Here is a 25,459-nt window from a genome sequence, read left to right as displayed (position 1 = left end):
GTCAGGCCACCCCCGGCGTGTCGAACTGTTCGATGGTCCATTCCTCCTCTTCGGCGGCAGAGACCCACGCCTGCATCCACGGGTGTTCCCACACCGCCTGCATATAGACCTGCGCAAAGCCCGGCACCGGAATGCCGTAGGAGGTGAAGCGCGAGACCACCGGCGCATAGATGATGTCGGCCGCGCAGAACGTGCCGAACAGGAACGGCCCGCCCTGCCCGAACCGGGCCCGCGCCTCTGCCCACAGCGTCAGGATGCGCACGATGTCCGCCCGCACGTCCGCCGTCACCGCCACGCCTTCAATCCGCTTGCGGATGTTCATCGGCAGCTGGCGGCGCAGCGGCAGGTAGCTGGAATGCATTTCCGCCACCATCGATCGCGCCATGCCGCGCGCCGCGTCGTCCTTGGGCCAGAAGCGGTCGCGCCCCACCTTGTCGGCCAGGTATTCGATGATCGCCAGGCTGTCCCAGATCACCGCATCACCATCCCACAGGATCGGCACCTTGCCCGATGACGGCGCCAGCTCGTCGGTCTTCTTCGCCTCGTCCCAGTCCTCGCCATACAGGGGGACGGTGATCTCCTCGAAGGCCAGGCCCGATTGCTTCGCCGCCAGCCAGCCGCGCAGCGACCAGCTGGAATAGTTCTTGTTGCCGATCACGAGCTTCATGGCCCTTCGCCTACCCATTCATCCCCACGGTGTCGAGGCTGAACGCCGCCTTTGCGAACGGCTCCCTGCGCAGTCTTGCGGAGCCATATGCTAAACGTTTGGGAAACCACTGCGGCCTAGGCCCGGCAGGATGGACTCGCCAGATCCGCCACCTCTGCAGCCTGTTGCCCGCATCGCCGGGCAAAGACCGCTTGCGGTTGCGCAGTTCATGAACCTGCGGCGCCAACTGCCGCCGATGTACTTTCTGCTCGCCACCAGCGCGGCTCTTCTGGCCTTCACCCACTTTGCCTATGCCCCGGCGTGGCTGTGCGTCTACATTCCGGTGGTGTTGATCACCCTGGCGCTGATCCGCCTGGTCGCATGGCTGCGCCCGCTGCGAGAGGAGATCAGCGCCGAGCACGCCAGCCGCATGCTGCGCCGCACCGAATTCTTCGCCAGCCTCATGTCGGTCGGCTTCGTAACCTGGGCGCTCATGCTCGATGGCTATGGCGGCGCCTATGAACACGGCCATATCGGGGTGTTCGTCGCGGTCACGGTGATGGGCTGCATCTTCTGCCTCACCTATCTGCCCCGCGCGGCCTATGCGGTGTTCATCATCGTGCTCGGCACCTTCCTGATCTATTGCATGGCCAGCGGCCAGCCGGCGATCATGGCCATGGGCGCCAATATCGCGCTGGTCGGGCTGGTGGTGCTGAAGGTGCTGCGCGATTCCTATGCCTCGTTCGTAGGGCTGGAAGAATCGCGCGGCGCGCTTGAGGCGGAACGCGCGCAGGCGCAACGGCTCAGTGAAGACAACGCCCGCCTCGCCCATTCCGATCCGCTCACCCACCTGCCCAACCGGCGCTACTTCTTCTCGCGGCTCGACAGCATGCTGGCCCGGGACCGGGATCGCGCGCCCTTCTCTATCGGCGTGCTCGATCTCGACCGGTTCAAGCCGATCAACGACACCCACGGCCATGCCCAGGGCGATCGTCTGCTGCAGGCCATCGGAGACCGGCTGCGCGGCGCCTGCGGGCCGGAAGTGACCATCGCCCGCCTGGGTGGTGACGAGTTCGGCCTGATCGTCGAAGGCCCGCTGGACCTTGCCGAATCGATCGGCCAGTCGCTGTGCGAGCTGGTTCAGCTGCCCGTGCAGATCGGCGATGTCACGGTATCGGTCGGCTGCTCGGGCGGCCTTGCAGCCTGGCCGGATGCGGGCACCACCGCCCACGCCCTGTTCGATCGTGCGGACTTCGCGCTCTATCATGCCAAGAAGGCGCGGCGTGGCACGATGGTGCGCTTCTCGGCAGAGCTGGAGCAGATGATCCGCTCCGAACAGGCGCTCGAATCCGCGCTGCAGGTGGCGGACCTGTCGAAGGAACTCACGCTCGCCTACCAGCCCATCGTCGCCACCCGCTCTATGGCCCCTGCGGGCGTTGAGGCGCTGGCGCGCTGGGTCTCGCCCCTGATGGGTCCGGTTCCAGCAGAAATGCTCTTCGCCACGGCGGAACGCCTGGGCATGGCCCGCGCGGTCACGCTGTCCCTGTTCGATCGCGTGCTGGCAGATTTCGATCGACTGCCCTCGACGATGCGTGTCTCGTTCAATCTCGCCGCGCCCGACATCGCCGATCCCGATACCGTCACGGCCCTGCTTGACCGGATCGAGCGTACCGGCGTGCGCGCGCGCCGCCTGGTGTTCGAGATCACCGAAAGCAGCCTGATCGCCGATTTCGATTCCGCGCGAGAAGCATTGGGCCGCCTGCGCGCCAGCGGGGCGCAGATCGCGCTCGACGATTTCGGCACCGGCTATTCCAGCCTCAGCTCGCTGCACATGCTGCCGATCGACATCGTCAAGATAGACCGCAGCTTTGCCGTGCGGTTGGACGATTCCGTGGGCCGCCGCCTCGTCGGCGCGATCCGCAACCTCGCCCGCTCGCTCAGCCTTGAATGCGTGTTCGAAGGGATCGAGACCGAGATGCAGTTGATGGAGGCTACGCTGGCCGGCTTCCATTATGCGCAAGGGTATTACATTGCGCGCCCCGCCCCGTTGGACGAAATCTTGGAAGCACAGTTGCCTTTGAACGAAGCCAGCGCCGCCTGATTTGGCGGCTAACGCGGAGGCGGCACCGGCCCACTCCCCCGCCCGGCCACCCATTCAGGGTACTCTCGTGGGTGGCCGGGCGGGGGAGTGGGCCGGTGCCCAACCTGCTTCAGTGAAACTGAAACAGACCAAAATCCTTCCTAGATCTCGCTGTCTTCCAGCACCGCCGCGCGCAGTTCGGCAATGCCCATTCCCTTTTCCGAAGAGGTCACGTGCACCTTGGGATAGGCCGCCGTGCGCTTGCGCGCAGCCGCCTCGGTCGCGGCGATCACCTCGGCCAGCTCGCTCGCCTTGATCTTGTCCGCCTTGGTCAGCACGATGCGATAGCCGACTGCCGCCTCGTCCAGCATCTGCATCATCTCGGCATCCACCGGCTTCACCCCGTGGCGGCTGTCGATCAGCAACAGCGTGCGCTTCAACACCACACGCCCGCGCAGGAAATCGCGCACCAGCCGGCGCCACGCCTCCACCACCTTGGGCGGGGCCTTGGCAAAGCCATAGCCGGGCATGTCCACAAGCCGCAGAACGGTGGGCTCGCCCACTTCGAACCAGTTCAGCTCCTGCGTGCGCCCCGGCGTCACCGATGTGCGCGCAATCGACTTTCGCCCCGTGATCGCGTTGATCAGCGATGATTTGCCCACGTTGGATCGTCCGGCAAAGGCGATCTCGGGCTCTGCCGGATCGGGCAGGAATTTCAGCGACGGCGCGCTCTTCAGGAACTCCACCCGGCCAGAGAACAGCACCCGCGCCCGCTCCTCCAGCGCCATCAGGCGCAGGCCTTCCTCGTCGGGTCCGGTCTTGCTGCTCACGTTCAAACTGCCTTCAAAAGCCCCTTCCCGTCAGGGGGAAGGGTTGGAGTGGGGGCCCTCCGCCAGCACGACGAAGCCAGCCCCGGCCTGTTATCGCCGCTTGGGCTTGTTCGCCGGCGGCGGCACCGCCTTCTTGTCGCGCGCCACGCTGCGGTCGATGTTCTGCTGGTCCTTGTCCGCCTGCGCCTTCAACTGCGGGTGGCGGGCATAGAGATAGCGCTGCTGCCCGATGGTCAGCAGGTTGCTGGTGATCCAGTAGATCAGCAGCCCGGCCGCAAACGGCGCCATCACGAACATCATCATCCACGGCATGATGCTCATCACCTGCTGCTGTGCCGGGTCCATCGCCGAAGGCTGCAGCTTGAACTGCGCCCACATGGTGATGCCCAGCAGGATCGCCAGCGGGCCGATGGCAAGGAAGCTCGGCGGGGTGAACGGCAGCAGACCGAACAGGTTCAGCACGTGCAGCGGATCGGGCGACGAAAGGTCATGGATCCACAGGCCGAACGGCTGGTGACGCATCTCGATGGTCAGCACCAGCACCTTGTACAGCGCGAAGAACACCGGGATCTGCAGGAAGATCGGCAGGCACCCGGCCAGCGGGTTGACGCCTTCCTGCTTGTACAGCGCCATCACTTCCTGCTGCTGCTTCTGCTTGTCGTCCTTGTAGCGTTCCTGGATCGCCTTCATCTTCGGCTGGATCGCCTTCATCGCCGCCATGCTGGCGAACTGGCGCTGCGCCACCGGGAACATGATGCCGCGCACGATCAGCGTCAGCAGGATGATCGCCACGCCAAAGTTCTTCACCGCGCGGAACAGCGAATCGAGCAGCCAGAAGATCGGCTTTTCAAACCAGCGGAACCAGCCCCAGTCGATCGACAGCGAAAGGTTGGTGACGCCCTGCTTTTCGTAAGATTCGAGAACCGAGTTCTCCTTGGCTCCGGCAAACAGGCGCACCTGCTGGCTCTGCGTCTGCCCCGGCGCAACCTGCGTCTGCGGCCAGACGAGGTCGGCGCGGAACACGCCGTTGCCCAGCGCGCGGAAATCGGCCTTCGCCTTGCTGCCTTCGGCAGGCACCAGCGTGCTCAGCCAGTAGATGTCGGTAAAGCCGATCCAGTTGGGCGTGCCCGCCGGCGTCACCTGCCCGGTTGCCGCCACGTCCTTGTAGTTGGTGGCAAAGTTCACCGAACCATCGAACGCGCCGATCGGGCCGGAATGCACCTGCCAGGTATCGAGGCTGGCGGTCTTGTCGGTGCGGTTGACGAAGGCAAAGGGCTTCACCGTCACCGGCGCGCCGCCCGCATTGGCCACGCTCTGCGTCGCGGTGATCAGGTAGTTCTGGTCGATCGCATAGCGGATCGAAAATGTCTGGCCGGTCGGGTTGGTCCAGCTCAGCGTCACCGGCGTCGCCGGGGTCAGCTTGCCGCCCTGCGCCGTGAACACGGTCTGGCCGTTGGGCGCGGCAAGGCCGTTCTCGCCCAGCCAGCCCAGCTGCGCAAAGTGCTGCGCCGGGGTGCCGGCAGGGCTGAAGATGCGCACCGGCGCACTGCTCTTGTCCAGCGCCTCGCGGTGGCGGACCAGCGTCAGGTCGTCGATCACGCCGCCAACCAGGTTGATCGACCCCTTCAGGCCCGGCGCATCGATGGCCACGCGCTGCGGCGAGGCGAGCGCGGCCTTCAGGTCCTGCGCTTCCAGCGCGACATCGGCCGGCGCCTGCAGCCCGCCTTCGCGGGTTGGCTTGGCGGGCGCAGCATCTGCGTTGGCAGGGGCAGAAGCCACCGGCTTGGGCTTGTTGGCCTGCGGATAGAAGTACCGCACGCCCTGGTCCCAGCCGATCAGCAGCAGGCCCATGAGCACCACGGCCCAGATCAGGTTGCGCTGATTTTCCACACTGCCTCGCGTTCTGTTGTCGTCATCGTGAAAGGATTTGCCGCCCTGTGCAGGGCGGCTTCAGGGCACTGGATCATGACCGCAGCCGCCCCACGGGTGGCAGCGCAATAGCCGCTTCAACGCCAGCCAGCCACCCTTAATCGCACCGTGCTTTTCCAGCGCCTCGATCGCATATTGCGAGCACGAAGGCATGAACCGGCAGGAAGGCGGCAGGATTCGCGACGGTCCCAGCTGCCAGCCCCGGGCGACAAGGATCATCAGGCGCTTCATAACAGTCCACCCCCAACCCCGCCCGCAAGCGGGAGGGGAGCAGGGGCGTGCCTTCCCCCTCCCGCCTGCGGGAGGGGCGCGAGACTTGGCCTGCGCAGCAGATTTAGTCGCAGCGGGGTGGGCATGGCGCCAACCATCACTTCCCCCGCCCATGCGGCTTGCCCCTGCCGCGCGATCTTGGGGCATCGCTCTTGCCGTCCCTGGCCCGGCCTAGGGCCTGTTCCAGTTCAGCGCGCATCGCGGCAAAGTCCCGTTCGATCCCGCCTTCGCGGCCGATCAGGACATGGTCCGCCCCGGCGATGCCCTGCACCGGCAGGATCTCGCGCAGCAGGGCGCGGAAACGGCGCTTCATGCGGTTGCGGACAACCGCGTTGCCGATCTTCTTGGTCACCGTCACGCCAAAGCGCTGCAGCCCGTCGGCGCGCGCAAGCGGGTTGACCAACAGCACGAATCCGGGCCTTGCGACCCGGATCCCGCGATTGGCGGCCAGAAAGTCCGCCCTCTTCTGAATAACCGCAAGCTTGGGGGCGGAAGGCGCCGCGGGCGCATCCGCCGTCACTTGCAGACCAGCGGCGATCAGGCCGACAGGTTCTTGCGGCCGCGGGCGCGGCGCGCGCGCAGCACCTTGCGGCCGCCTACAGTGGCCGTGCGGGCGCGGAAGCCGTGGCGGCGGGCGCGGACAAGGTTGCTGGGCTGGAAGGTGCGCTTCATTGGTCTGGCTCTTCTTTTCGAATCGGAATGGCGGAACCCCGCCGTTTCGGGCAGGTCCGGAATCAGGGGCCGGGCCGTAGTCGAAGGCCGCCTTCCCGTCAAGCTGTGCGGTGCCCGGCCCGTTTCGCGGGAACCCGCATATGCTTGCCGCCCAACGCTTCTTTCGTTAGGCACCGCCCCAATGGCCGCCAATAACGATCCTGACAACCCGCGCCCCACCGCGCGGGGCTGGTGGCGCAAGACCCCGCGTGTGCCCGCGCTTGCACTGCTCGCGGTGGTCGCGCTGGCCCTGCTCGGCAGCTTTTCCCTGATCTTCGCCACGGTTGAGGCCGAACGGGTGCAGCGCGAACAGGCCCGGCGCACCGCCTCGGTCATTTCCGCGCTCAATGGCATCGTTTCCGCCACCCTGAATGGTGAATCGGCGCAGCGCGGCTACTTCATCACCACCGACCGCCGCTATCTTGCGCCCTACTACACCGGGCGCAGGGCCTACGAGGCGGAGCAGGAAGCGCTGCGCCAGCGCATGGGCGACACCCTGAGCGAGGACCAGGCCGCGCTGGTGGACGAGATCGACCGGCTGGGCGACGCCAAGTGGTCTGAGATGGCGGGCACCGTCGCCATGGTGGAGCGGGGCCGCGTGGTCGATGCGCACACCCGCATCCTCAGCGACGAAGGCCAGCTCGCCATGCAGGCCCTGCGCCGCAGCGTGGGCAGACTGGAAGCGATCGAGCGCGCCCGGCTGGAAGAGGCGACCGGCGCGGCTGCCGTTGCCGAACACCGCGTCGTGCCCCTGCTCGCGCTTCTGTTCGCGGTGATCGTGGTCGCGCTGGGCCTTGGCCTGTGGCAGGCGATCCGCACCGCGCGGGCCGAATCCGCCGCCGCCAATGCCGAGGCGCTGGCGATCGCCCACGATCGGGCCGACATTCTGGCCAAGGAACTGAATCACCGAGTAAAAAACCTGTTCGCGGTGATCCTCGCCATCGTGAAGATGTCCGCCCGCGGAGACACCGCCGCCGCCCCCGCGGTGGACCGCATCGCCAAGCGCATCCACGCGCTGGTGACCGCGCACGACGTGACGCAGGGCTCGCACGGCGACACCCATGTCGACATCGCGGAACTGGTGGGCAAGGTCATCGCCCCCTATCGCTCCAGCAGCGAACGCTGCGAGATGGCGGGCGGCGAACTGGTGATCCCCGGTCGCCACGCCGTCCCGCTGGGACTGGTGCTGCACGAACTGGTGACCAACGCGGTGAAATACGGCGCATGGTCCCAGCCGGGCGGGCTGGTGCATGTGGAATGGCGGGAAAGCGGCGGGACCGTGCAGCTGAACTGGCGCGAGGAAGCCGCCAGCCCGATCACCCCGCCCCCCGGTGGCAAGACGGGGCGCGAGGGGTTCGGTTCGATGCTGATCCGCAGTTCCGAACGGCAATTGGGGGGCAAGATCGCCCGCTCGTTCGAGAGCCACGGCATCGTCGTCGAGATCGCCTTTCCGATGGCTGCGGACGAGGTGACCGAGGGGTAGTTCAGCATCGCTCAACCACCTCTCAGTCGCTCTCAGTCCATCTCAACCCCGTCTCAGTCGTTCTCAACTTACGTCATTTGTGCTTCGATTCCCGCGTCGGCTGGACCATGCCGGGGGCAAGGAAGCCGATCGGCGAGGGCTCCATCGCGCGCTTCTTCAGCTCGCCCTTCATTTTCGCATAGTCCTCTTCCATCTCCGCCGTCACCGTCGCCCGGCTGTCGGCCAGCGCCGCGGTGAAGTCTGCCCCGGTCACCTGCTGCACCGCACCGCCGGCGCGGCGAATGGCGTTGAGGCCGGCGCGGCGCACCACGTCTTCCAGGTCGGCACCCGTGAACCGTTCGGTTTCCCGCGCGATTTCAAGCAGATCAACATCGTCGGCAAGCGGCATGGCGGCCGTGTGGATGCGCAGGATTCGCTCCCGTCCTTCGCGGCTGGGGGTGCCGACATAGACCAGCTCGTCAAACCGGCCGGGGCGCAGCAGCGCCGGATCGACCAGGTTCGGGCGGTTGGTCGCGCCGATCACCACCACGGACTGCAGTTCCTCCAGCCCGTCCATTTCGGCCAGGATGGTGTTGACCACCCGCGCCGTCACCTGCGGTTCGCCCACCCCGGTGCCGCGCGCGGGCACCAGGCTGTCAATTTCATCAATGAAAACAACGCATGGGGCCACCTGCCTGGCACGGGCGAAGAGGCGCGCGATCTGCTGCTCGCTCTCGCCATACCACTTGCTGAGCAGGTCTGACGACTTGATCGCGATGAAGTTCGCCTCTGCCTCCTTGGCCACGGCCTTGGCCAGCAGGGTCTTGCCGGTGCCGGGCGGACCATAGAGCAGGAAGCCCTTGGCCGGCCGGATGCCGAGGCGGTGGAAGGCCTCGGGATTTTTCAGCGGCAGTTCAACACCTTCGCGCAGCTTTTCCTGCGCCGTGTCGAGCCCGCCAACATCGTCCCAGCCAACCGTGGGAGCCTGCACCATGACCTCGCGCATCGCCGAAGGCTGCACGCGCTTCAGCGCTTCCAGGAAGTCGTCGCGCTCCACCCGCAGGCTGTCGAGCACGTCCTGCGGGATGGTCTGCTGTTCGAAGTCCAGCCGGGGCATGATCCGCCGCACCGCCTCGATCGCCGCCTCACGCGCCAGGGCGGCAAGGTCCGCCCCCACGAAGCCGTGGGTCGTGCGCGCCAGTTCCTTGAGATCCACATCATCGGACAGCGGCATACCGCGCATGTGGATGCCCAGGATCTCGCGCCGGCCGGATTCGTCGGGAACGCCGACCACGATCTCGCGGTCGAAGCGGCCGGGACGGCGCAGCGCCTCATCAATCGCGTCGGGCCGGTTGGTGGCGGCGATGACGACGAGGTTTGAGCGGGTATGCAGCCCGTCCATCAACGTCAGCAGCTGCGCGACAAGGCGCTTTTCCGCCTCGCCATGCACTTCGCTGCGCTTTGGCGCGATCGAATCGATCTCGTCGATGAAGATGATCGAGGGCGCGTTCTTGGTCGCCTCCTCGAACACCTCGCGCAGGTGCTTCTCGCTCTCGCCATAGGCGGAGCCCATGATCTCGGGCCCGTTGATGGTGAAGAACGAGGCGTCGCTTTCATTGGCGACGGCGCGGGCGAGGCGCGTCTTGCCGGTGCCCGGCGGGCCGTGCAGCAGCACGCCCTTGGGCGGATCGACGCCAAGGCGGGTGAAGAGTTCGGGGTAGCGCAGCGGCAGTTCCACCATCTCGCGCAGCTGGCGGATGGTGTCACCCATGCCGCCGACGTCGTCATAGTTGACGTCGGCACGGCTGCTCCGCGGCTCCTCGTATTCGGCGCGCAGCTCCACCTCGGTGTTCTCGTCAATGTGGACCACCCCCTTGGGTACGGTGGAGACGACGGTGAGGCGGATCTGGGTGAGCGCGAAGGCCGGCGCATTGAGCATCTGGCGCAAGGCTGGCGGCATGTCGCCACGGTTGACCTGCTGCTGCCCGGCGGTGGCGACGAGATCGCCCGTCACCAGCGGGCGCCCGGCGAAGTTGCGCTTCAGCGCGGCGGCAGGCCCCTGCAGGCGCAGGTCACGCTGCGCCGGGGCGAAGACCACGCGCTGCGCCGGGCGGCTTTCCGCCTTGCGCACTTCCACGTGCTCGCCCGAGCCGACATCGGCATTGGCACGCTGCAGGCCATCGAGCCGGATGAGCTCGAGCCCATCGTCCTCAGGGTAGGGCAGTACGGCGCGCGCCGCGGTGCTGCGCTTGCCGATGATCTCGATCACGTCGCCCTCGGTCACGCCGAGGCGGCCCATCACCGCGCGGCTTATGCGGGCGATGCCATGGCCGGATTCCTCCTGCCGCGATCCGGCGACCTGAAGCCGCACGATCCTGTCCTGATCGAGGGTTGCCGCGTCTGCCATGTGCCCGCTCCGTCCGTGGTGAAGTGCCGGAACCTGAACTAGGAAGCGGCAAGCGGGTTTTCAAACACGGCTGGCGCGGATTGGTTGCGGTGGCCCGGCGCAGCTTGGCCAAGAGCGCTGGAATCAGGGACAAAAAAAGGCCCGGCTGTTGCCAGCCAGGCCGTTTAAGTCTTGGGAGAGGATGCCTGAAAGGCATGGTCTGTATGCCTAGCAACCTATTTTTGTGCAAGTGCGAAAGAGACAAACGCAATTGCGGTTTTTGCAATTCAAGGACGGATCAGGCCGGTTTGCGGAACTTCATGGCAAAGCGATCGGTCTTGCCACGGATGGCAGGATCGAACACCAGCCCGGTGTGCGGATCGGCGGGGTTCTGCAGCGTGTCGATCGATCCATCGAGGACGAAGCCGGCCGCTTCCATGTCTGCCCGCACGCGCGCGGGATCGATGCGGTGGAGCGTATCGGCCACCACGGCGGGTTCACCCGGCAGGCCGACGTGATCGACGATGGTGACGGTGCCGCCGGGCTTGAGCGCGGCCAGCCAGTTGCGCAGGCGCGCGGGCACATCGAGCGCGGGGACATTGCCGCCATCCTGCGCCGGCAGGTAGAGATCGTGGAACTCCAGGTGCGCGAAGATGGCGTCGACCGAGTTCGGAGCAAGCCATTGCGCTTCGGGCAGGGCGATCTGCGGCAGCACGTTGGGATGCTGCTTGACGATGGCTTCCCAAACGGCGGGTTTGGAATACTTGGGGTGGCCGGTGGCATAGACGCGGCCCTTGGGCCCGACGATATCGCTGAACAGGCGGGTGTAGTAACCGCCGCCCGCGCCCCAATCGACCACGGTCATCCCCGGCTTGATCCCCGCGAGCGCGAGAACGGCGGCGGGATTGCGGCCAGCATCCAGCGCCTTGTCCGCTTCGGGGCGGGTCTTGTCCGCCAGGGCGGCAACGACCGGATCGGCCTTCATCGGCTTGGCAGATGCGGCCCCCGGCAGCGCCAGCGCGGCGGCGGCCAGAAGGGTGAAGGCAAAGGTCCTCTTCATCGCGAAATCTCCCCTGTGAGGTGATGAATCATTGCGGATCGGCACAGCCGCGCGCGGAATCGGGGCCGATCTCACGCAGGGCGGTGAAGCTGTAGACCTTGTCGCTCATCCCGTCGCTGCAGGTGCCGGGCGCGACGGTGAGAGTCAGCGGCTTGCCATCGAGCGCGCCGGTGAACACCGCGCTGCCCGGCTTTTCCGCCCGTGACACGGTGATGCGGATGCCGTTGGGGAATTCGGGCGTGCTGTAGGTGAGCACGGCGCCATCGACGATCGCGCCCCAGAACGGCTCGGTACCCGTGGCGTGCAGCTTTGCAGGGATGGCAGGCTTGGCGGCGGCCTTTGGCGAAGGAGCGGGATCGGGCTGGGGAGCGGCGTCCCTGGCGGTATCGTCCACCGGCGGCGGCGGCGCGGCGGGGTGGCACGCGGCCACCGTCAACAGGGGCAGCGCCAGCATGGGTAGCAGCCACTGGACCTTCACGCCGGAACTCCTGACCGCCCCCGATCGCGGGACGGTCTAGCGAGTTACCGGCGGGACGACCAGTTCCTTAATGCGCGAGCAGCAGGGGCACGGTGGAGCGATCGAGCAGATCGCGTGAAACGCCGCCAAGCAGCAGTTCGCGCAGGCGGCTCTTGCCGTAGAGGCCCATGACGATCAGCCCGGCATCAAGCTTTCGCGCCATGTCTTCCAGCGTGAAGGCGATGGAGTGGTTGCGCTCCACTTCATGGCATTCGGCATGGATATCGTGGCGCGAGAGATAGCAGGCAGCGTCGCTGGCGGGGAAATCCGACGACTTTTCCCGCACGGTGACGAGATGGACCGCGCTGGCCATGCGCAGCAGCGGCAGCGAGGCGCGCAGGGCGGCGGCGGATTCGTGGCCGCCGTCCCACGCCACCATGACCGGCGCATCGAAGGCGAGCAGCGGCGCACCGCGCGGCACGGCGAGGACCGGGCAGCGCACGCCAAGGCCGACTTCCTCAAGCCCCGGATCATCGAGGCTGGCGACGATCACATCGACGAAGCGCGCGGCGGCGGCGATCCCTTCGATGCGGCCTTCGTCAACGATCTCGACATCGAAGGCGACATCCTGCCGCGCCAGGCGGGCATCGAGATCGGCGGCGAGCTTTTCATCCGCAACGCGCACCTGGTTGATCGCTTCGGCACTGAGCGCGGCGCCGCCAAATGGCTCCCACATCGCCATCTGGGCAAACGGAGTGGCGATCTGGAAGGTGACGTGGCCGTTGGTGGCACGGGCCAGCGCGAGTGCGGTTTCGACACGATCGTTGAGCGAATCGGCGCTGTCGGCCGGGCAGAGAATGGAGCGCATGGGGATCCTCCTTCTTTTGGTCTGCACCGGATTTGCGCGCGCTCTCAACGTTTTGCCATGACCTGCGTCAATTCCCCTGCCGTCGATCCAGCTTGCTCCGTTATCGCCGCGCGGTAAGCAGGGCGCGACAGGAGAGGCGCATGGCGTTTGACGCAGTGATTTTCGATTTCGGCGGGGTGATCACCGCCAGTCCGTTCGAGGCGTTCAACCGGCTGGAGGCGGAGCGCGGACTGCCGCAGGACTTCGTTCGCAGCGTCAACCGGCTGAACCCCGACGGCAACGCCTGGGCGCTGTTCGAGCGGGCGGAGATCGATGCGGCGACGTTTGACCGGATGTTTGCCGAGGAGGCGCGGGCGCTGGGGCACGATCTGGAAGGCGGCGCGGTGCTGGCCGTGCTGGCGGGTGCAGTGCGGCCGGCGATGGTGCGCGCGCTGGATGTGCTGAAGGCGCAGGGGTACCGGTTGGGCTGCATCACCAACAACGTGCCCACCGGCCACGGCGCGGGCATGGCGCGCAGCGGCGATGCGGCGGATGAAATGGAGCGCATCTTCGCACGGTTCGAACACGTGATCGAAAGCAGCAAGGCAGGGGTGAGAAAGCCCGACCCGCGAATCTACCAGATGATGTGCGAAGCGCTGGCGCTGGAGCCGGCATGCTGCGTGTACCTCGACGACCTGGGCATCAACTGCAAGCCGGCGGCGATGCTGGGGATGCACGCGATCAAGGTGACGAGCGGGGAGCAGGCCTTGGCGGATCTGTCGGCAGTGCTGGGGGTGGCGCTTTAGGTTTTTGGTTCGCGCAGAGCGCGCAGGGGACGCGGAGAAGAAGGGAGTCTGGTTCGCGCAAAGACGCGAAGAGGATCGGCCGCGCCGCATGCTTTCCGCTTCAAGCAGACGGGTCAAATGGCGGCTCCGCCGCACGCGCAACCTCTTCGCGTCTTTGCGTCTTCGCGAGAAAATCCTCTTCTCTTCTCTGCGCGAAACGCTCTTCCTAAGGATCGATGCGCAGGGCAGACGCCCGGCGGAAGAGTTCGAGGATCAGGGGGTCACTTTCGGTACTGCGAATCGCGGCTTCGAAGCGGACCTGGCGCTTGGGGCGGGGCAGCACTTCCACCAGCGCGCCGCTGGCGAGTTCGGCGCGGATCATGGTTTCGGGCAGCACCGCCGCGCCGCGCCCGGCCAGCACGATCTCCACCAGCGTCCGCACGTTGTTGCAGGTGGCGATCGTGGGCGGGGCGATGCCGTGCTGGGCGAGCGATTCGCGCATCACGCCGTGCAGCGGCGAATGGCTGGGAATGGACCAGACCGGCAGCGGATTGGCGAAGCCGCCCGCCTGCGCCGTGGCGCGGCTTGCCACCCACACCAGCCGTACCGATCCGATGGCGGCGGTGCGTATGCCGGGGCTGGCCACGGGGCCGGCCAGGAACACGATGTCGCTGGTGCCGCCGAGCAGCTGCTGCAGCATGCGCGCGGTGAGGTCCAGCTCAAGCTCGAGCGTCACGCCGGGCAGGTCCTGCTCCACCTGCGCCACGAAGCCGGGCAGGCAGCTGGCCGCCGCGATCTCGCCCGCGCCGATGCGCACCACGCCGGTGGCGCCGGCGAAGTCGCTGGCCTTGAACAGCGCGCGTTCGAACCCGGCCCACAGCGGCTCGAAGTCCTTGACCAGATCGCGCCCCTTGGCGGTGAGCACCATGCCGCGCCCTTCACGCCGGAACAGTGCGACGCCGAGCTGGTCCTCCATCTCCTTCACCCGCGCGGAAATGGCGGGCTGCGTGGTGTTGAGCCGCTCCGCCGCGGCGCGGAAGGTGCCCAGCCGCGCGATCCACAGCAGCGTTTCAAGGTGATAGATGGCCAGCCGTTTCATAGCCTTTGTTTATCATTATCGATCAAAAAGTATCGCTGTTTTCGATTGTTCCGGTGGAGTAGAAGCTTGGCACTCACTGGGAGAGTTCCATGGCCAACAAGCTCTATCCCGACGCCGCCGCCGCCCTTGACGGGCTGCTGCGCGACGGGCTGCTGATCGCATGCGGGGGCTTCGGCCTTTGCGGCATTCCCGAACGCCTGCTTGATGCGGTGCGTGACAGCGGGGTGAAGGACCTGACCTTCGCCAGCAACAACGCCGGCATCGACAATGAAGGCATCGGCAAGCTGCTGCGCACGCGGCAGGTGAAGAAGATGATCTCGTCCTACGTGGGCGAGAACAAGGAATTCGAGCGGCAGTATCTTTCGGGCGAGCTGGAGGTGGAATTCTCCCCCCAGGGCACGCTGGCCGAGCGCATGCGCGCGGGCGGCGCGGGAATTCCCGGCTTCTATACCAAGACCGGCGTGGGCACGCTGGTGGCCGAGGGCAAGGAAACCAAGGTCTTCGGCGACCAGGAATATATCCTGGAGCAGGGCATCTTTGCCGACCTGGCGCTGGTGAAGGCGTGGAAGGCGGACGAGACGGGCAACGTGGTGTTCCGCAAGACCGCACGCAACTTCAACGTGCCGGCGGCCACCTGCGGCAAGGTGTGCGTGGTGGAGGTGGAGGAAATCGTCCCCACCGGCAGCCTCGACCCCGATGCGATCCACCTGCCGGGCGTCTATGTCCAGCGCATGATCGTGGGCGCGCCCTATGACAAGAAGATCGAGTTCCGCACCGTGCGGCAGAAGGAGACCGCGTGATGGGCTGGAGTCGTGACGAGATGGCCGCCCGCGCGGCGCGCGAGCTGCAGGACGGGTTCTATGTGAACCTCGGCATCGGCATCCCCACGCTGGTGGCGAACCACATTCCGCAGGGGATGACGGTGACATTGCAAAGCGAGAACGGGATGCTGGGCATCGGCCCCTTCCCGCTGGAGGGCGAGGAGGACGCCGACCTGATCAACGCCGGCAAGCAGACGATCAGCGAACTGCCGCAGTCGGCCTATTTCGACAGCGCGCAGAGCTTCGCGATGATCCGCGGCGGCCATATCGACCTGACCGTGCTGGGCGCAATGGAAGTGGCCGAGAACGGCGACATCGCCAACTGGATGGTGCCCGGCAAGATGATCAAGGGCATGGGCGGCGCTATGGACCTCGTCGCCGGCGTGAAGAAGATCATCGTGGTGATGGAGCACTGCGCCAAGGACGGCAGCCCCAAGTTCATCCCCGCCTGCACCCTGCCGTTGACGGGCCGCAACGTGGTGGACATGATCGTGACCGACCTCGCCGTGTTCCAGCGGCCGGACCACTCCTCGCCATTCCGCCTCGTGGAGCTGGTGCCGGGGGTGACGGTCGAGGAAGTGCGGGCGAAGACCACCGCGCATTACGTGGATTGACCGGGCGGCGCGGGTCCGGAAGGAGCCGCGCATGCCATACACCCTGATCACCGCCAACCGGAACTATTCGAGCTGGTCGCTGCGGCCCTGGGTGCTGATGAAGGCGCTGGGCATCCCCTTTGCCGACCGGCTCGAGCCGTTCACCAAGCCGGTGAACTACGAGGAGTTCCGCGCCTTTTCCCCCACGGGCCAGGTGCCGGTGCTGATTGACGAGGACCGCACCGTTTGGGATTCGCTGGGCATCGCGCTCTATCTGGCCGAGCGGCACCCCGGCGTCTGGCCGCAGGATGAGGCCGCCCGCGCCTTCGCCCTGTGCGCCGCCGCCGAAATGCACGGCGGTTTCTCCGCCCTGCGCAACGATTGCACCATGAACGTGGGCGTGCGGGTGGAGCCGCGCCCGATGCGCCCGGCGCTGGTGAAGGACGTGGCCCGCATTCGCGAGATTTTCGAGGAAGGGCTGGCGCGGTTCCGTGGGCCATGGCTGGCCGGCTCCGCATTCACCGCGCTGGATGCGTTCTATGCCCCGGTCGCCTTCCGCATCCGCACCTATGGGCTGGACGTGGGCAAGGGGCAGGCCTGGGTCGACCACGTGCTGGCCCACCCCGCCATGCGCCAGTGGGAAGAGGAAGCGCTGGCCGAAACCTGGCGCGAGGAAAGCCACGAAGCGGAGCTGGCCGAAGCCGGCGAGATCATCGCCGACTACCGCCGCAGCTGATTCACTCCCCGCGCTTCTCGCGCTCGTTCAGCTTGGCCCACAGGTTTTCGGTTCCGGCCTCCACCGCGTTGTTCACGTATTGCGAGGCGACCAGCCAGCCCTTGAACGGGCGCAGCGTGGCGAGGCAGCCGAAGCCGAGGATCGGCACCGAGGTGAGCACGTGAACCCACCACGGCGGGCTGTATTTCACTTCCAGCCAAACGGCGATGAAGGTCAACGGGAAGGCGGTGATGCACAGCGCGAAGAACGCGGGGCCATCGTCGGCATTGGCGAAGCTGTAGTCCAGCCCGCATTCCGGGCAGGTCTTGTTGAGCTTCAGCCAGCCATCGAACATGGCGCCCTTGCCGCAGCGGGGGCACAAGCCTTTCCACCCGCAATGGACGATCCAGCGGAATTTCGGGTTGGAGAAGAGCGCCATGATCGGTTCCTTGTGCTGGGGGCGCGATAGGCCTGCGCGCGCAGGGGGGCAAGCACGACCATTGCCCAATCCGCGCAGGCAAAGCATGCTCCGGCCCCAACCCGATTCCCGACAGGAGCAAGTGCCGTGTCCCAGCCGCTTCCCGATATCGCCCTCACCCGCAACGACGGCACGCCCGACAGCCTTGGCGCGCATCGCGGCAGGGTGCTGCTGGTGGTCAACACCGCCAGCCAGTGCGGCCTGACGCCGCAGTATTCCGGCCTGCAGGCGCTGCAGGAAAAGTACGGGCCGCAGGGCTTCGAGGTGCTGGGCTTCCCCGCCAACGACTTCGGCGCGCAGGAGCCGGGCAGCGACGACGAGATCCGCACCTTCTGCGAAACCGGCTTCAACGTCAGCTTCCCGCTCTTCGCCAAGGCGAGCGTGGTGGGTGAAGGCAAGCAGCCGCTCTTTGCCGCGCTGACCGAGGCTGTCCCCGAAAAGCGCGGCGATCCGGAAGCTTTCCGCGAACGCCTGCGCGGCTATGGCATGACGCCTAACCCAGACCCGGAAGTGCTGTGGAATTTCGAGAAGTTCGTGCTGGCGCGCGACGGCAGCGTGGCTGCGCGCTTTGCGCCGACGGTGGCGCCCGACGATGCCGACCTGGTGGCGACGATCGAGGCGGAACTGGCCAAGGGCTGAACGAAACAGCCTGCAAATAGAAACGGGCCGGGAGGGTCTACCCTCCCGGCCCGCCTTCGTCAGGCCGAAGCGGCGCGCGCACGCCGATTGAACGCGCCGCCAATCAGGTGATCAGGCGGCCTGCTTCATCTTTTCGACAGCGATGCTGACGCGGTTCGAAATCGGCTGGAAGGCTTCGTTGGCGAGCTTGAGCATCGCTTCGCTGTTCTTCGAGCTGGCGGCGACAGCCGCGTCGAACTGCTTGCGCAGCAGCGCGCTCTGCTTTTCGAAGAATTCGGTGGGCGACTTCACCGAGGTGAGGCCCTTGAGTTCTTCGGTCAGGGTTTCCATCACCGACTTGCTCTCGGTCACATAGCCCTTGCCCATTTCCTGCAGGCCGGAAGCGAGGATCTTGGTCGATTCAACCATCGCCTCGACGTTGCCCTTGGCGAACTCGGTCACGTCGCCCAGGCTGGCCTGGCTCTTTTCGAACGCGGCCTTGGCCTTTTCGCTAGCGTCCTTGAACGCGCTGGTGAACTTTTCGGTCATTTCGGTGGGGGTAGCCATCTTGAACTGTTCCTTCCTGGGGGCCGTCGCGGCACCCGGAGCGGGGGCGGCGGCGTTGATCACGCTGGATTTGAACTTGGACACGGCAATCTTCGGCGCCTTGGCAGGGCGTGCAACAGGTGCTGGCTTGGACGCCTTCACCTTCACGGGGCTCGCCTTGACCGGCTTGGCCACGGGCTTTGCCTTCACGGTCGTGGACGCAGCCTTGCGGGGCGCCTTGACCTTGGCCGGCTTTGCCGTCGGGACCTGGGAAACCGGAGCTTCGGCCGGGAGCGCTTCCGCCACCGGCGCAGGTTCGGCCTCCACCTTCACCGCATCCTTGCGTGGGCGGCCGCCCTTCTTCTTTACCGGAGCCGGTTCGGCCGCAATTCCTGCATCTGCAGCAGCCGCTTCCACGATCGCTTCCGGCGCGGCGGCAACGGGTTCCACCACTTCCACGACAGGAGCCGCAACGGCGCCTTCCGCTTCAGGAGCGATCCCGGTGATTTCATTCGCGTCTTCGGCCATGACTGGCGACTCCATGCTGTGCAGCTGCCGAGACCGCCGGACATCGTGTCAGACCGCCTCGTTTGCTGCACTGCACAAAGTAGAGTTTGCGCGATAAAAGTCAATACGGATTGTGCACTGCACAATATGCCAGTTTGGAGGTATTTTCAGCGCGTTTTCACATACCGGCCCGGGGCATCCTCGATCACCCTGTCACCCCGGCCACCGGGCGCGCGCTTGCCCTTGGCAGGCACCTGCGCACCGTCGAGCGCGGTCAGCCAAGCCAGCCAGTCCGGCCACCAACTGCCCTTGATCTCGCGCGCGTTGGCCGTGAACTCGGCGAGCGAATCCGGATCGCCGTCGTTCAGCCAGTACTGATACTTGTTGGCCTCGGGCGGGTTCACCACCCCGGCGATGTGCCCCGATCCCGCGAGCACGAACTTCCATGGGCCATCGAGATGGCGGGTCAGCTTCCACACGCTTTCCGCAGGTGCAATATGGTCCTCGCGCCCAGCCTGGATGTAGCACGGTGTTGCGATGCGGCGAAGGTCGATCGGCGTGCCATCGGCCACCATCGCATCGGGCACGATCAGGCGGTTGTCGCGATAAAGGTCTTCCAGATAGGCCTTCTGCCATTTGAACGGCAGGTTGGTGGTGTCCCCGTTCCAGTGCAGCAGGTCGAACGCCGGATAGTCCTGCCCCAGCAGGTAGTTGTTGACCACGTAGTTCCAGATCAGGTCCTTGGAGCGCAGCAGGTTGAACGTGGCCGCGATATAGCGCCCGTCAAGGAAGCCGTCGGTGGTCATGCTTTCGAACAGGCGAATCTGCTGGTCGTCGATGAAGGTCTTCAGTTCGCCCGCATCGTCAAAATCGACCTGCGCGGTGAAGAACGTGGCCGAGGCCACCTTGTCCGCCTGTCCGCGCCGGGCCAGCATTGCCAGCGTGGCGGCCAGCGTGGTGCCCGCCACGCAATAACCGATAGTGTGGACCGCCGGAACGCCCAGCCGCGCGCGCACATGGTCGATCGCCTCGATCTGGCCCAGGATGTAATCATCCCAGGTCAGGTCCGCCATTTCGGCATCGGCCGATTTCCACGAGACCACGAAAACGCTGATCCCCTGCGCCACGGCCCAGCGGATGAAGCTGTTCTTGGGATTGAGATCGAGGATGTAGAACCGGTTGATCCACGGCGGGAAGATCACCAGCGGCACTTCCAGCACCGTGTCGGTCGTCGGTGAATACTGGATCAGCTGGAACAGCGGCGATTCATAGACCACCTTGCCCGGCGTGGCGGCGATGTTGCGGCCCAGTTCGAAGGCGTGGGGATCGGTGTGGGTCAGCTGGCCCTTGCGCAGGTCCGCCAACAGGTGCTCCACCCCCTTCACCAGGTTTTCGCCACGCGTTTCCAGCGTCTTTTCGATCACCACCGGGTTGGTCAGCGGAAAGTTGGCGGGGCTCAACGCCTCGGTCAGCACGCGGGTGGCGAACTTCAGCTGCTTGTGCCGTGCGGGGGAAAGGCCTTCCACCTCGTCCGCCATGCGGTTGATGCTGTCGGCCAGCAACAGGTAGGTCTGGTGCAGCAGCGCGAACAGCGGCTGTTCGCGCCATTTGGGATCGGCGAAGCGGCGGTCCTTGTGCGGCAGGTCAGGCGCCTTTTCCGCCGGAGTCGGGGCGATCAGCGCGCTACCGCCATAGGCGGCCAGCACACTGTTCCACAACGCCATGCTGTCTTCAAAAAGCTTGGCCTGCGTTTCCGCGCGGGCGATGGGCAGGGTGCGGAACCAGCCTTCGAACAGGCCGGTCCAGCGCGCAGGATCCAGCAGCCGCATCATCGCCGGCTCCATCTGCCCGGCCTGCTCGGCGCCGAAATCCAGCCACATCTTCTGCAGCTTTGCGGCGGACATGGCCCAGTGCTGGATGTCGGTCGGATCGGGCGGGGGCGTTTCGGCCGTGGGCAGGAAGGCGGAAAACATCGCCTGCATCGCCTCGCCCTGCTTGCGGAACAGGTCCTCCACCACGGTCATGTCGCCGATCGTGGCGTGCTGGTCGTCATGCATGCTTTCTGGCCTGGCCATCGGTTCCCTCAAACACGGCGCGCTTTCCGGCTATAGCGCGCTTGTTGCAACTTGGCAGCGCAATTGCACGCCTGTGTCGCTGCCTAGGTTCCATCCGGCTTACAAAGGGCGTAAGGGCGGCCTCTGCGGCACTTCCGCCGCAAGGAAACCGAGTAACCAGCCGTGGATGAAGAATTCTACCGCATGAAGCGCCTGCCGCCCTACGTCATTGCCGAAGTCAACGGCATGCGGGCCGCCGCACGCGCCGCCGGTAGGGACATCATCGACCTCGGCATGGGCAACCCCGACCTGCCGCCGCCCGACCACGTGATCGACAAGCTGTGCGAAGTGGCGAAGAAGGCGGACGCGCATGGCTATTCGGCCTCGTCCGGCATTCCTGGCATCCGCCGCGCGCAGGCCAGCTACTATGGCCGCCGCTTCAACGTGGAGCTGGATCCCGAAACCGAAGTGGTGATGACCATGGGCTCGAAGGAAGGGCTCGCCAGCCTCGCCACCGCGATCACCGCGCCGGGCGACGTGGTGCTGGCTCCCAACCCCAGCTACCCGATCCACACCTTCGGCTTCATCATCGCCGGGGCCACGATCCGCTCGGTGCCGACCACGCCCGACGAACGCTATTGGGATTCGCTCGATCGGGCGATGAAGTATTCGGTGCCGCGCCCCTCTGTGCTGATCGTCAACTATCCGTCCAACCCCACGGCGGAGACGGTGGACCTTGCCTTCTATGAACGGCTTGTCGCCTGGGCGCGCGAGAACAAGGTGTGGATCCTCTCGGACCTCGCCTATTCCGAACTCTATTACGACGGCAACCCGACCCGTTCGATCCTGGAAGTGCCGGGAGCGAAGGACGTGGCGGTGGAATTCACCTCAATGTCCAAGACCTTTTCCATGGCCGGCTGGCGCGTGGGCTTCGCCGTGGGCAACCGTCGCCTGATCGCCGCGCTCAAGCGGGTGAAGTCCTACCTTGATTACGGCGCGTTCACGCCGATCCAGGCCGCCGCCTGCGCCGCGCTGAACGGCCCGCAGGACATCGTGGCCAAGAACCGCGAGCTCTATCAGAAGCGCCGCGACGTGATGGTCGAGGCGTTTGGCCGCGCCGGGTGGGAAATCCCCAGCCCGCCCGCCTCGATGTTCGCCTGGGCCCCGCTGCCCCCGGCGCTCAGGCACCTCGGCAGCCTGGAGTTTTCCAAGCAGCTGCTGACCCATGCCGAAGTCGCCGTGGCGCCGGGCGTGGGCTATGGCGAGGACGGGGAAGGCTTCGTCCGCATCGCCATGGTGGAGAACGAACAGCGCCTTCGCCAGGCCGCGCGCAACATCAAGCGCTACCTGCAGAGCATGGGCGTCAACGCCTCGGCCGCCTGACCCTGTCGCACCGCAAGGCGCTGCCCTTCGGGCGGGCCTTGCGGGCAACGGCAAAGATCGCGCTGGACCGGGCCCCGCCCATGCGCGAACACATGGGTCCAGAGCATAAAGCCTGAGCAGGATGACCCATGCGATTCCACGACCGCGTCAGCATCACCATCGAAGACCATGTCGCGCACGTGCTGCTCGACCGGCCGGACAAGATGAACGCGCTGGACGATGCGATGTTCGATGCCCTGATCGATGCGGGCCACCACCTGCACGACATGCGCGGGGTGCGCTGCGCGGTCCTTTCGGGCGCGGGGCGGGCCTTCTGCGCGGGGCTGGACCTGTCATCGATGGGCAATCCTGAAAGGCTGAAGGACACCGCCCTTACCGAACGCACCCATGGCAACGCCAACCGTCCGCAGCAGGCGGCGATGGTCTGGCGCAAGCTGCCGATGCCGGTGATCGCCGCAGTCCACGGCGTGTGCTTCGGCGGCGGGCTGCAGATCGCCAGCGGGGCCTGCTTCCGCATCGTCGCGCCCGATACGCGGCTTGCCGTCATGGAGGTGAAGTGGGGCCTTGTGCCCGACATGGGCGGCTATGCCCTGTGGCACGGCAACGTGCGCGACGATGTACTGCGCGAGTTGACCTATACCCACCGCGAATTCAGCGGGGAGGAGGCGGTCCTGCTGGGCTTTGCCACCCACACCGATGCCGATCCGCTGGGCCGCGCGATGGCCCTGGCGCGCGAGATTGCCGGCAAGAGCCCCCATGCCGTGCGCGCCGCCAAGTCACTCTCCACCCGCACCGCGCACATGGATGCCGATCGCGCGCTGATGGCCGAAAGCATGGCCCAGCACGAACTGATGTATTCGCGCAACCAGATCGAATCGGTGCGCGCCGGCATGGAAAAGCGCCCGCCCGAGTTCGTCGATCCGTGACCGCATCTGACGCATGAAGGCCATTCACGATCCCGGCCGCGTCCTGGCGCAGGGCCTGGCGGATATCCGCACCCAGTTCGCCGTGCCGCAGGGCTTCCCGCCCGAAGTGCTGGCCGCGGCCGAAGCCGCCGCCGCCCGCAAGCCCACCGACCACGCCGATCGCACCGCCGTGCCCTTCGTCACGCTTGATCCCACCAGTTCCACCGATCTCGATCAGGCCTTCGCGATAGAGGAAGCCGGACCGGACCTGCTGCTGCGCTATGCCATCGCCGATGTGGCGTGGTTCGTGGCGGATGGCGATGCCGTGGATATCGAAGCGTGGAAGCGCGGCGAGACGCTGTACCTGCCCGATGGCAAAGCCGGGCTCTATCCGCCCGTGCTGGCCGAGCGCGCCGCCAGCCTGCTGCCCGATGGCCCGCGCCCGGCGATCGTCTTTGCAGTGCGCATCGGCCCCGATGGAGCCGCGCGGCTCGACGGGGTGGAACGCGCCATGATCCGCAGCCGCGCCAAGCTCGGCTATGCCACGGTCCGCACGCAGGACCTGCCGCCCGCCTTCCCCGAACTGGCCCGCCGCGTCCGCGCGGCCGAATCGGCGCGTGGCGCGGTGCGCGTCGATCCGCCGCAGCAGGAAGTGGTGGCGCTGGGGCATGATCGCTTTGCGCTGGCGTGGCGGCCGATGCGCGGTGCGGAAGAAGACAACGCCGCGCTCTCGCTCGCCTGCAACCTTGCCGTGGCGCGGGCCCTGCTGGCGCATCGGACCGGGCTGTTCCGCGTGATGGCCGGGCCGGACGATCGCGCCATCGCCCGGCTGCGCCAGACGGCACGTGCCCTTTCGTTGCCATGGCCCGATGCGCTTGATCTCAAGGCGTTCGAGCGCACGCTGGATGCGCAGGACCCGGCGCATGCCGCGTTCATGACCGCGATACGCCGCGCCGGCAGCGGGGCCGGCTATGCCCCGTGGACGCCGGGCGTGGAACCCTGGCACGCCGCCATCGCCGCGCTCTATGTTCACGCAACCGCGCCCCTGCGCCGGCTGGCAGACCGCTTTGTGATCCGCGCCGCGTTCGCGCTCGCCAATGGCCTGCCGGTGCCCGAAGCCGTCACCGCCGCGTTCCAGCGCCTGCCCGAAGCCATGGCCCGCGCCGACGCCATCGCCGCCCGCATCGATCGCGCCGCGATAGACCTGGCTGAAACCGTGATGCTTCATGGGCGCGAAGGAGAGACCTTCACCGCCGTGGTGACCGACATGGACGGCACCTCGGCCCGCGTGCAGCTTGAAGGCCTGCCGATCGTCGCCCGCACCAGGGCGCCGGATGCGCAACCGGGCCAAAGACTGGCGCTGCGGCTTGATCGCGCCGATCCCGCCCGCCGCACGCTTTCCTTCATCCCCGCCTGATTCGCCGGGCGTGCGAAAGTTTCCGATTGCGGTCTGCCCCCCGCTGGGCTAACCGCGCCGCTCTGAACCACACCGGTGGCCCGATGGCGGAGTGGTTACGCACCGGACTGCAAATCCGTTTACGCCGGTTCGATTCCGGCTCGGGCCTCCACCTTCCAGCGCTGCCTGCCAACGATCATGCGCCACCGTTCAGGCCATAGGCGCGCAGGAAGGTCTGCACCGCAACCGCCACTTCCGCTTCCAGCGCTTCAATCGTCGGTTTGGGCATCGCGCCCATCAGGTGGCGATGGAAACTGCCCGCCTGGCACAGTGCGATGAAGTGGCGCGCCGCTTCCAGCGGGTCTGCCACGCGCACGGTGCCACGCTCCATCTGTGCCTGCAGCCATCCGCCCAGCATGGCCTGCCCCCGCATGGGGCCGCGTTCCCACAACAGGCGCCCGATCTGCTGCGATCGCCCGGCTTCGGCCATCACCATGCGATGCAGGGCCACGATCTGCGGGCTCGTGACCGTGCGCATGATCGAATTGCCGATCATCGTCAGCACCTCGGGCGGGTCCCCGTCCACCGGCGGTTCCATGCGAAGCGCTTCGCCATAACGGGTGACCATCGCGTCCAGCACCGCCACGAACAGATCCTGCTTGTTGCGGAAATAGCTCCACAGCGTGGTCTTCGATCCGCCCAGTTCCGCGGCGATGGCGGACATCGTGGTCGCGCCATAGCCGTGGCGCATAAAGGCCTTGCGCGCCGTTTCCACGATCGCGCGGCGGCGGCGGTCCTGCCGGTCGCCCTGCGGGACACTGGTGGTGGGTGCATCCTTCGCCATCGTGCAAACCGTACTAGCTGGTATTATTGCCATTGAC

24 protein-coding genes, 1 tRNA gene and 2 pseudogenes are annotated in these 25,459 nt (G+C 66.5%); 12 read left to right on the top strand and 15 right to left on the bottom strand.

Features of this window, described 5'->3' with window-relative positions:
* Position 1: 1 nt before the first annotated feature.
* Positions 2-667: a glutathione S-transferase family protein gene (locus POM99_RS02005; protein WP_277275116.1), complete on the bottom strand. Its 666-nt coding sequence runs from the start codon at positions 665-667 to the stop codon at positions 2-4.
* 208 nt (positions 668-875) lie between these two features.
* Between POM99_RS02005 and POM99_RS02000 the strand changes: the two genes are divergently transcribed.
* Entirely contained in the window at positions 876-2,747 is a 1,872-nt protein-coding gene (locus POM99_RS02000) for a putative bifunctional diguanylate cyclase/phosphodiesterase (protein WP_277275115.1), read from the top strand.
* 140 nt (positions 2,748-2,887) lie between these two features.
* On the opposite strand, the gene yihA is transcribed toward POM99_RS02000, so the two are convergent.
* The 5 genes from yihA to rpmH form a co-directional block, all read right to left on the bottom strand.
* Complete coding sequence (yihA, locus tag POM99_RS01995; RefSeq protein WP_277275375.1) at positions 2,888-3,514, bottom strand: ribosome biogenesis GTP-binding protein YihA/YsxC; 627 nt, start codon at positions 3,512-3,514, stop codon at positions 2,888-2,890.
* Between the two features lie 132 nt (positions 3,515-3,646).
* Positions 3,647-5,446 (bottom strand): membrane protein insertase YidC, encoded by a 1,800-nt coding sequence (gene yidC / locus POM99_RS01990; protein ID WP_277275114.1) that lies wholly within the window; start codon positions 5,444-5,446, stop codon positions 3,647-3,649.
* A 60-nt stretch (positions 5,447-5,506) separates the two neighbouring features.
* A complete protein-coding gene (gene yidD / locus POM99_RS01985) occupies positions 5,507-5,716 on the bottom strand; it encodes a membrane protein insertion efficiency factor YidD (RefSeq protein ID WP_277275113.1) in 210 nt (69 codons plus the stop codon).
* A gap of 136 nt (positions 5,717-5,852) precedes the next feature.
* On the bottom strand, positions 5,853-6,275 hold the full coding sequence (gene rnpA / locus POM99_RS01980) for a ribonuclease P protein component (protein ID WP_277275112.1): 423 nt from the start codon (positions 6,273-6,275) through the stop codon (positions 5,853-5,855).
* 17 nt (positions 6,276-6,292) lie between these two features.
* Entirely contained in the window at positions 6,293-6,427 is a 135-nt protein-coding gene (rpmH, locus tag POM99_RS01975) for a 50S ribosomal protein L34 (protein WP_277275111.1), read from the bottom strand.
* Between the two features lie 181 nt (positions 6,428-6,608).
* On the opposite strand from rpmH, the gene POM99_RS01970 reads away from it, so the two are divergent.
* The gene (locus POM99_RS01970; protein WP_277275110.1) at positions 6,609-7,949 is read left to right on the top strand and encodes a sensor histidine kinase; all 1,341 of its coding nucleotides are present in this window, start codon (positions 6,609-6,611) and stop codon (positions 7,947-7,949) included.
* 73 nt (positions 7,950-8,022) lie between these two features.
* Here the strand turns inward: POM99_RS01970 and POM99_RS01965 are convergent, their stop codons facing one another.
* The 4 genes from POM99_RS01965 to POM99_RS01950 all read right to left on the bottom strand — a co-directional run bounded on the left by POM99_RS01965 (position 8,023) and on the right by POM99_RS01950 (position 12,699).
* Positions 8,023-10,335 carry a CDC48 family AAA ATPase gene (locus POM99_RS01965; RefSeq protein ID WP_277275109.1) on the bottom strand — a complete coding sequence of 771 codons (2,313 nt, stop codon included), beginning with the start codon at positions 10,333-10,335 and terminating at the stop codon, positions 8,023-8,025.
* Positions 10,336-10,612: 277 nt separating this feature from the next.
* On the bottom strand, positions 10,613-11,374 hold the full coding sequence (locus tag POM99_RS01960; protein WP_277275108.1) for a class I SAM-dependent methyltransferase: 762 nt from the start codon (positions 11,372-11,374) through the stop codon (positions 10,613-10,615).
* A 28-nt stretch (positions 11,375-11,402) separates the two neighbouring features.
* A complete protein-coding gene (locus tag POM99_RS01955; protein ID WP_277275107.1) occupies positions 11,403-11,852 on the bottom strand; it encodes a COG3650 family protein in 450 nt (149 codons plus the stop codon).
* Positions 11,853-11,919: 67 nt separating this feature from the next.
* Positions 11,920-12,699 carry a universal stress protein gene (locus POM99_RS01950; RefSeq protein WP_277275106.1) on the bottom strand — a complete coding sequence of 260 codons (780 nt, stop codon included), beginning with the start codon at positions 12,697-12,699 and terminating at the stop codon, positions 11,920-11,922.
* A 140-nt stretch (positions 12,700-12,839) separates the two neighbouring features.
* Between POM99_RS01950 and POM99_RS01945 the strand changes: the two genes are divergently transcribed.
* Positions 12,840-13,484, top strand: a complete 645-nt coding sequence (locus tag POM99_RS01945; RefSeq protein WP_277275105.1) for an HAD-IA family hydrolase — start codon at positions 12,840-12,842, stop codon at positions 13,482-13,484.
* 205 nt (positions 13,485-13,689) lie between these two features.
* Here POM99_RS01945 and POM99_RS01940 read toward each other — a convergent pair whose 3' ends face one another.
* The gene (locus tag POM99_RS01940; protein ID WP_277275104.1) at positions 13,690-14,562 is read right to left on the bottom strand and encodes a LysR family transcriptional regulator; all 873 of its coding nucleotides are present in this window, start codon (positions 14,560-14,562) and stop codon (positions 13,690-13,692) included.
* A gap of 89 nt (positions 14,563-14,651) precedes the next feature.
* Between POM99_RS01940 and POM99_RS01935 the strand changes: the two genes are divergently transcribed.
* The 3 genes from POM99_RS01935 to POM99_RS01925 are packed head-to-tail and all read left to right on the top strand — an operon-like array spanning position 14,652 to position 16,712.
* On the top strand, positions 14,652-15,362 hold the full coding sequence (locus POM99_RS01935) for a CoA transferase subunit A (RefSeq protein WP_277275103.1): 711 nt from the start codon (positions 14,652-14,654) through the stop codon (positions 15,360-15,362).
* Complete coding sequence (locus POM99_RS01930) at positions 15,362-15,997, top strand: CoA transferase subunit B (protein WP_277275374.1); 636 nt, start codon at positions 15,362-15,364, stop codon at positions 15,995-15,997. Before POM99_RS01935 ends, POM99_RS01930 begins: the two co-directional genes overlap by 1 nt.
* Before the next feature lie 31 nt (positions 15,998-16,028).
* Positions 16,029-16,712: a glutathione S-transferase family protein gene (locus POM99_RS01925; RefSeq protein ID WP_277275102.1), complete on the top strand. Its 684-nt coding sequence runs from the start codon at positions 16,029-16,031 to the stop codon at positions 16,710-16,712.
* A 1-nt stretch (position 16,713) separates the two neighbouring features.
* On the opposite strand, the gene POM99_RS01920 is transcribed toward POM99_RS01925, so the two are convergent.
* Complete coding sequence (locus tag POM99_RS01920; RefSeq protein ID WP_277275101.1) at positions 16,714-17,130, bottom strand: DUF983 domain-containing protein; 417 nt, start codon at positions 17,128-17,130, stop codon at positions 16,714-16,716.
* A gap of 126 nt (positions 17,131-17,256) precedes the next feature.
* Between POM99_RS01920 and POM99_RS01915 the strand changes: the two genes are divergently transcribed.
* Positions 17,257-17,808 carry a glutathione peroxidase gene (locus POM99_RS01915; protein ID WP_277275100.1) on the top strand — a complete coding sequence of 184 codons (552 nt, stop codon included), beginning with the start codon at positions 17,257-17,259 and terminating at the stop codon, positions 17,806-17,808.
* 111 nt (positions 17,809-17,919) lie between these two features.
* Here POM99_RS01915 and POM99_RS01910 read toward each other — a convergent pair whose 3' ends face one another.
* Complete coding sequence (locus POM99_RS01910) at positions 17,920-18,861, bottom strand: phasin family protein (RefSeq protein WP_277275099.1); 942 nt, start codon at positions 18,859-18,861, stop codon at positions 17,920-17,922.
* 146 nt (positions 18,862-19,007) lie between these two features.
* Positions 19,008-20,897, bottom strand: coding sequence for a PHA/PHB synthase family protein (locus POM99_RS01905; protein WP_277275098.1), 1,890 nt, complete (start codon positions 20,895-20,897; stop codon positions 19,008-19,010).
* Between the two features lie 180 nt (positions 20,898-21,077).
* Here POM99_RS01905 and POM99_RS01900 point away from each other — a divergent pair, with 180 nt between their 5' ends.
* From POM99_RS01900 to POM99_RS01885, 5 genes and pseudogenes are all read left to right on the top strand, one after another.
* Entirely contained in the window at positions 21,078-22,277 is a 1,200-nt protein-coding gene (locus tag POM99_RS01900; RefSeq protein ID WP_277275097.1) for an LL-diaminopimelate aminotransferase, read from the top strand.
* 128 nt (positions 22,278-22,405) lie between these two features.
* A pseudogene (locus POM99_RS01895) lies at positions 22,406-23,185 on the top strand (crotonase/enoyl-CoA hydratase family protein); the annotation flags it as partial.
* Positions 23,163-23,213, top strand: a pseudogene (locus tag POM99_RS22560) (hypothetical protein); the annotation flags it as partial. The pseudogenes POM99_RS01895 and POM99_RS22560, both read left to right, overlap by 23 nt.
* Before the next feature lie 3 nt (positions 23,214-23,216).
* The gene (locus POM99_RS01890) at positions 23,217-24,599 is read left to right on the top strand and encodes an RNB domain-containing ribonuclease (protein ID WP_277275095.1); all 1,383 of its coding nucleotides are present in this window, start codon (positions 23,217-23,219) and stop codon (positions 24,597-24,599) included.
* Between the two features lie 77 nt (positions 24,600-24,676).
* Positions 24,677-24,750: transfer RNA gene (locus tag POM99_RS01885), tRNA-Cys, on the top strand.
* A 24-nt stretch (positions 24,751-24,774) separates the two neighbouring features.
* On the opposite strand, the gene POM99_RS01880 is transcribed toward POM99_RS01885, so the two are convergent.
* A complete protein-coding gene (locus tag POM99_RS01880) occupies positions 24,775-25,422 on the bottom strand; it encodes a TetR/AcrR family transcriptional regulator (protein WP_277275094.1) in 648 nt (215 codons plus the stop codon).
* Positions 25,423-25,459 lie beyond the last annotated feature (37 nt).

It is taken from the genome of Novosphingobium cyanobacteriorum (genome assembly GCF_029436685.1).
In the GTDB taxonomy this organism is placed as follows: Bacteria; Pseudomonadota; Alphaproteobacteria; order Sphingomonadales; family Sphingomonadaceae; genus Novosphingobium; species Novosphingobium cyanobacteriorum.
The sequence above is the reverse complement of the archived record's forward strand: the minus strand, read 5'-3'. Positions and strand labels throughout refer to the sequence as shown.

What these genes read in the sequence shown, in the direction of transcription:
- POM99_RS01905 (WP_277275098.1), bottom strand. Translation starts at nt 20,897, where the DNA reads ATGCATGACGACCAGCACGCCACGATCGGCGACATGACCGTGGTGGAG.
- POM99_RS01960 (WP_277275108.1), bottom strand. Translation starts at nt 11,374, where the DNA reads ATGAAGAGGACCTTTGCCTTCACCCTTCTGGCCGCCGCCGCGCTGGCG.
- POM99_RS01970 (WP_277275110.1), top strand. Translation starts at nt 6,609, where the DNA reads ATGGCCGCCAATAACGATCCTGACAACCCGCGCCCCACCGCGCGGGGC.
- yihA (WP_277275375.1), bottom strand. Translation starts at nt 3,514, where the DNA reads ATGGCGCTGGAGGAGCGGGCGCGGGTGCTGTTCTCTGGCCGGGTGGAG.
- POM99_RS02005 (WP_277275116.1), bottom strand. Translation starts at nt 667, where the DNA reads ATGAAGCTCGTGATCGGCAACAAGAACTATTCCAGCTGGTCGCTGCGC.
- POM99_RS01890 (WP_277275095.1), top strand. Translation starts at nt 23,217, where the DNA reads ATGAAGGCCATTCACGATCCCGGCCGCGTCCTGGCGCAGGGCCTGGCG.
- POM99_RS01880 (WP_277275094.1), bottom strand. Translation starts at nt 25,422, where the DNA reads ATGGCGAAGGATGCACCCACCACCAGTGTCCCGCAGGGCGACCGGCAG.
- POM99_RS01940 (WP_277275104.1), bottom strand. Translation starts at nt 14,562, where the DNA reads ATGAAACGGCTGGCCATCTATCACCTTGAAACGCTGCTGTGGATCGCG.
- POM99_RS01950 (WP_277275106.1), bottom strand. Translation starts at nt 12,699, where the DNA reads ATGCGCTCCATTCTCTGCCCGGCCGACAGCGCCGATTCGCTCAACGAT.
- POM99_RS01945 (WP_277275105.1), top strand. Translation starts at nt 12,840, where the DNA reads ATGGCGTTTGACGCAGTGATTTTCGATTTCGGCGGGGTGATCACCGCC.
- POM99_RS01935 (WP_277275103.1), top strand. Translation starts at nt 14,652, where the DNA reads ATGGCCAACAAGCTCTATCCCGACGCCGCCGCCGCCCTTGACGGGCTG.
- POM99_RS01910 (WP_277275099.1), bottom strand. Translation starts at nt 18,861, where the DNA reads ATGGCCGAAGACGCGAATGAAATCACCGGGATCGCTCCTGAAGCGGAA.
- POM99_RS01930 (WP_277275374.1), top strand. Translation starts at nt 15,362, where the DNA reads ATGGGCTGGAGTCGTGACGAGATGGCCGCCCGCGCGGCGCGCGAGCTG.
- yidD (WP_277275113.1), bottom strand. Translation starts at nt 5,716, where the DNA reads ATGAAGCGCCTGATGATCCTTGTCGCCCGGGGCTGGCAGCTGGGACCG.
- POM99_RS01920 (WP_277275101.1), bottom strand. Translation starts at nt 17,130, where the DNA reads ATGGCGCTCTTCTCCAACCCGAAATTCCGCTGGATCGTCCATTGCGGG.
- POM99_RS01965 (WP_277275109.1), bottom strand. Translation starts at nt 10,335, where the DNA reads ATGGCAGACGCGGCAACCCTCGATCAGGACAGGATCGTGCGGCTTCAG.
- POM99_RS02000 (WP_277275115.1), top strand. Translation starts at nt 876, where the DNA reads ATGAACCTGCGGCGCCAACTGCCGCCGATGTACTTTCTGCTCGCCACC.
- rpmH (WP_277275111.1), bottom strand. Translation starts at nt 6,427, where the DNA reads ATGAAGCGCACCTTCCAGCCCAGCAACCTTGTCCGCGCCCGCCGCCAC.
- POM99_RS01925 (WP_277275102.1), top strand. Translation starts at nt 16,029, where the DNA reads ATGCCATACACCCTGATCACCGCCAACCGGAACTATTCGAGCTGGTCG.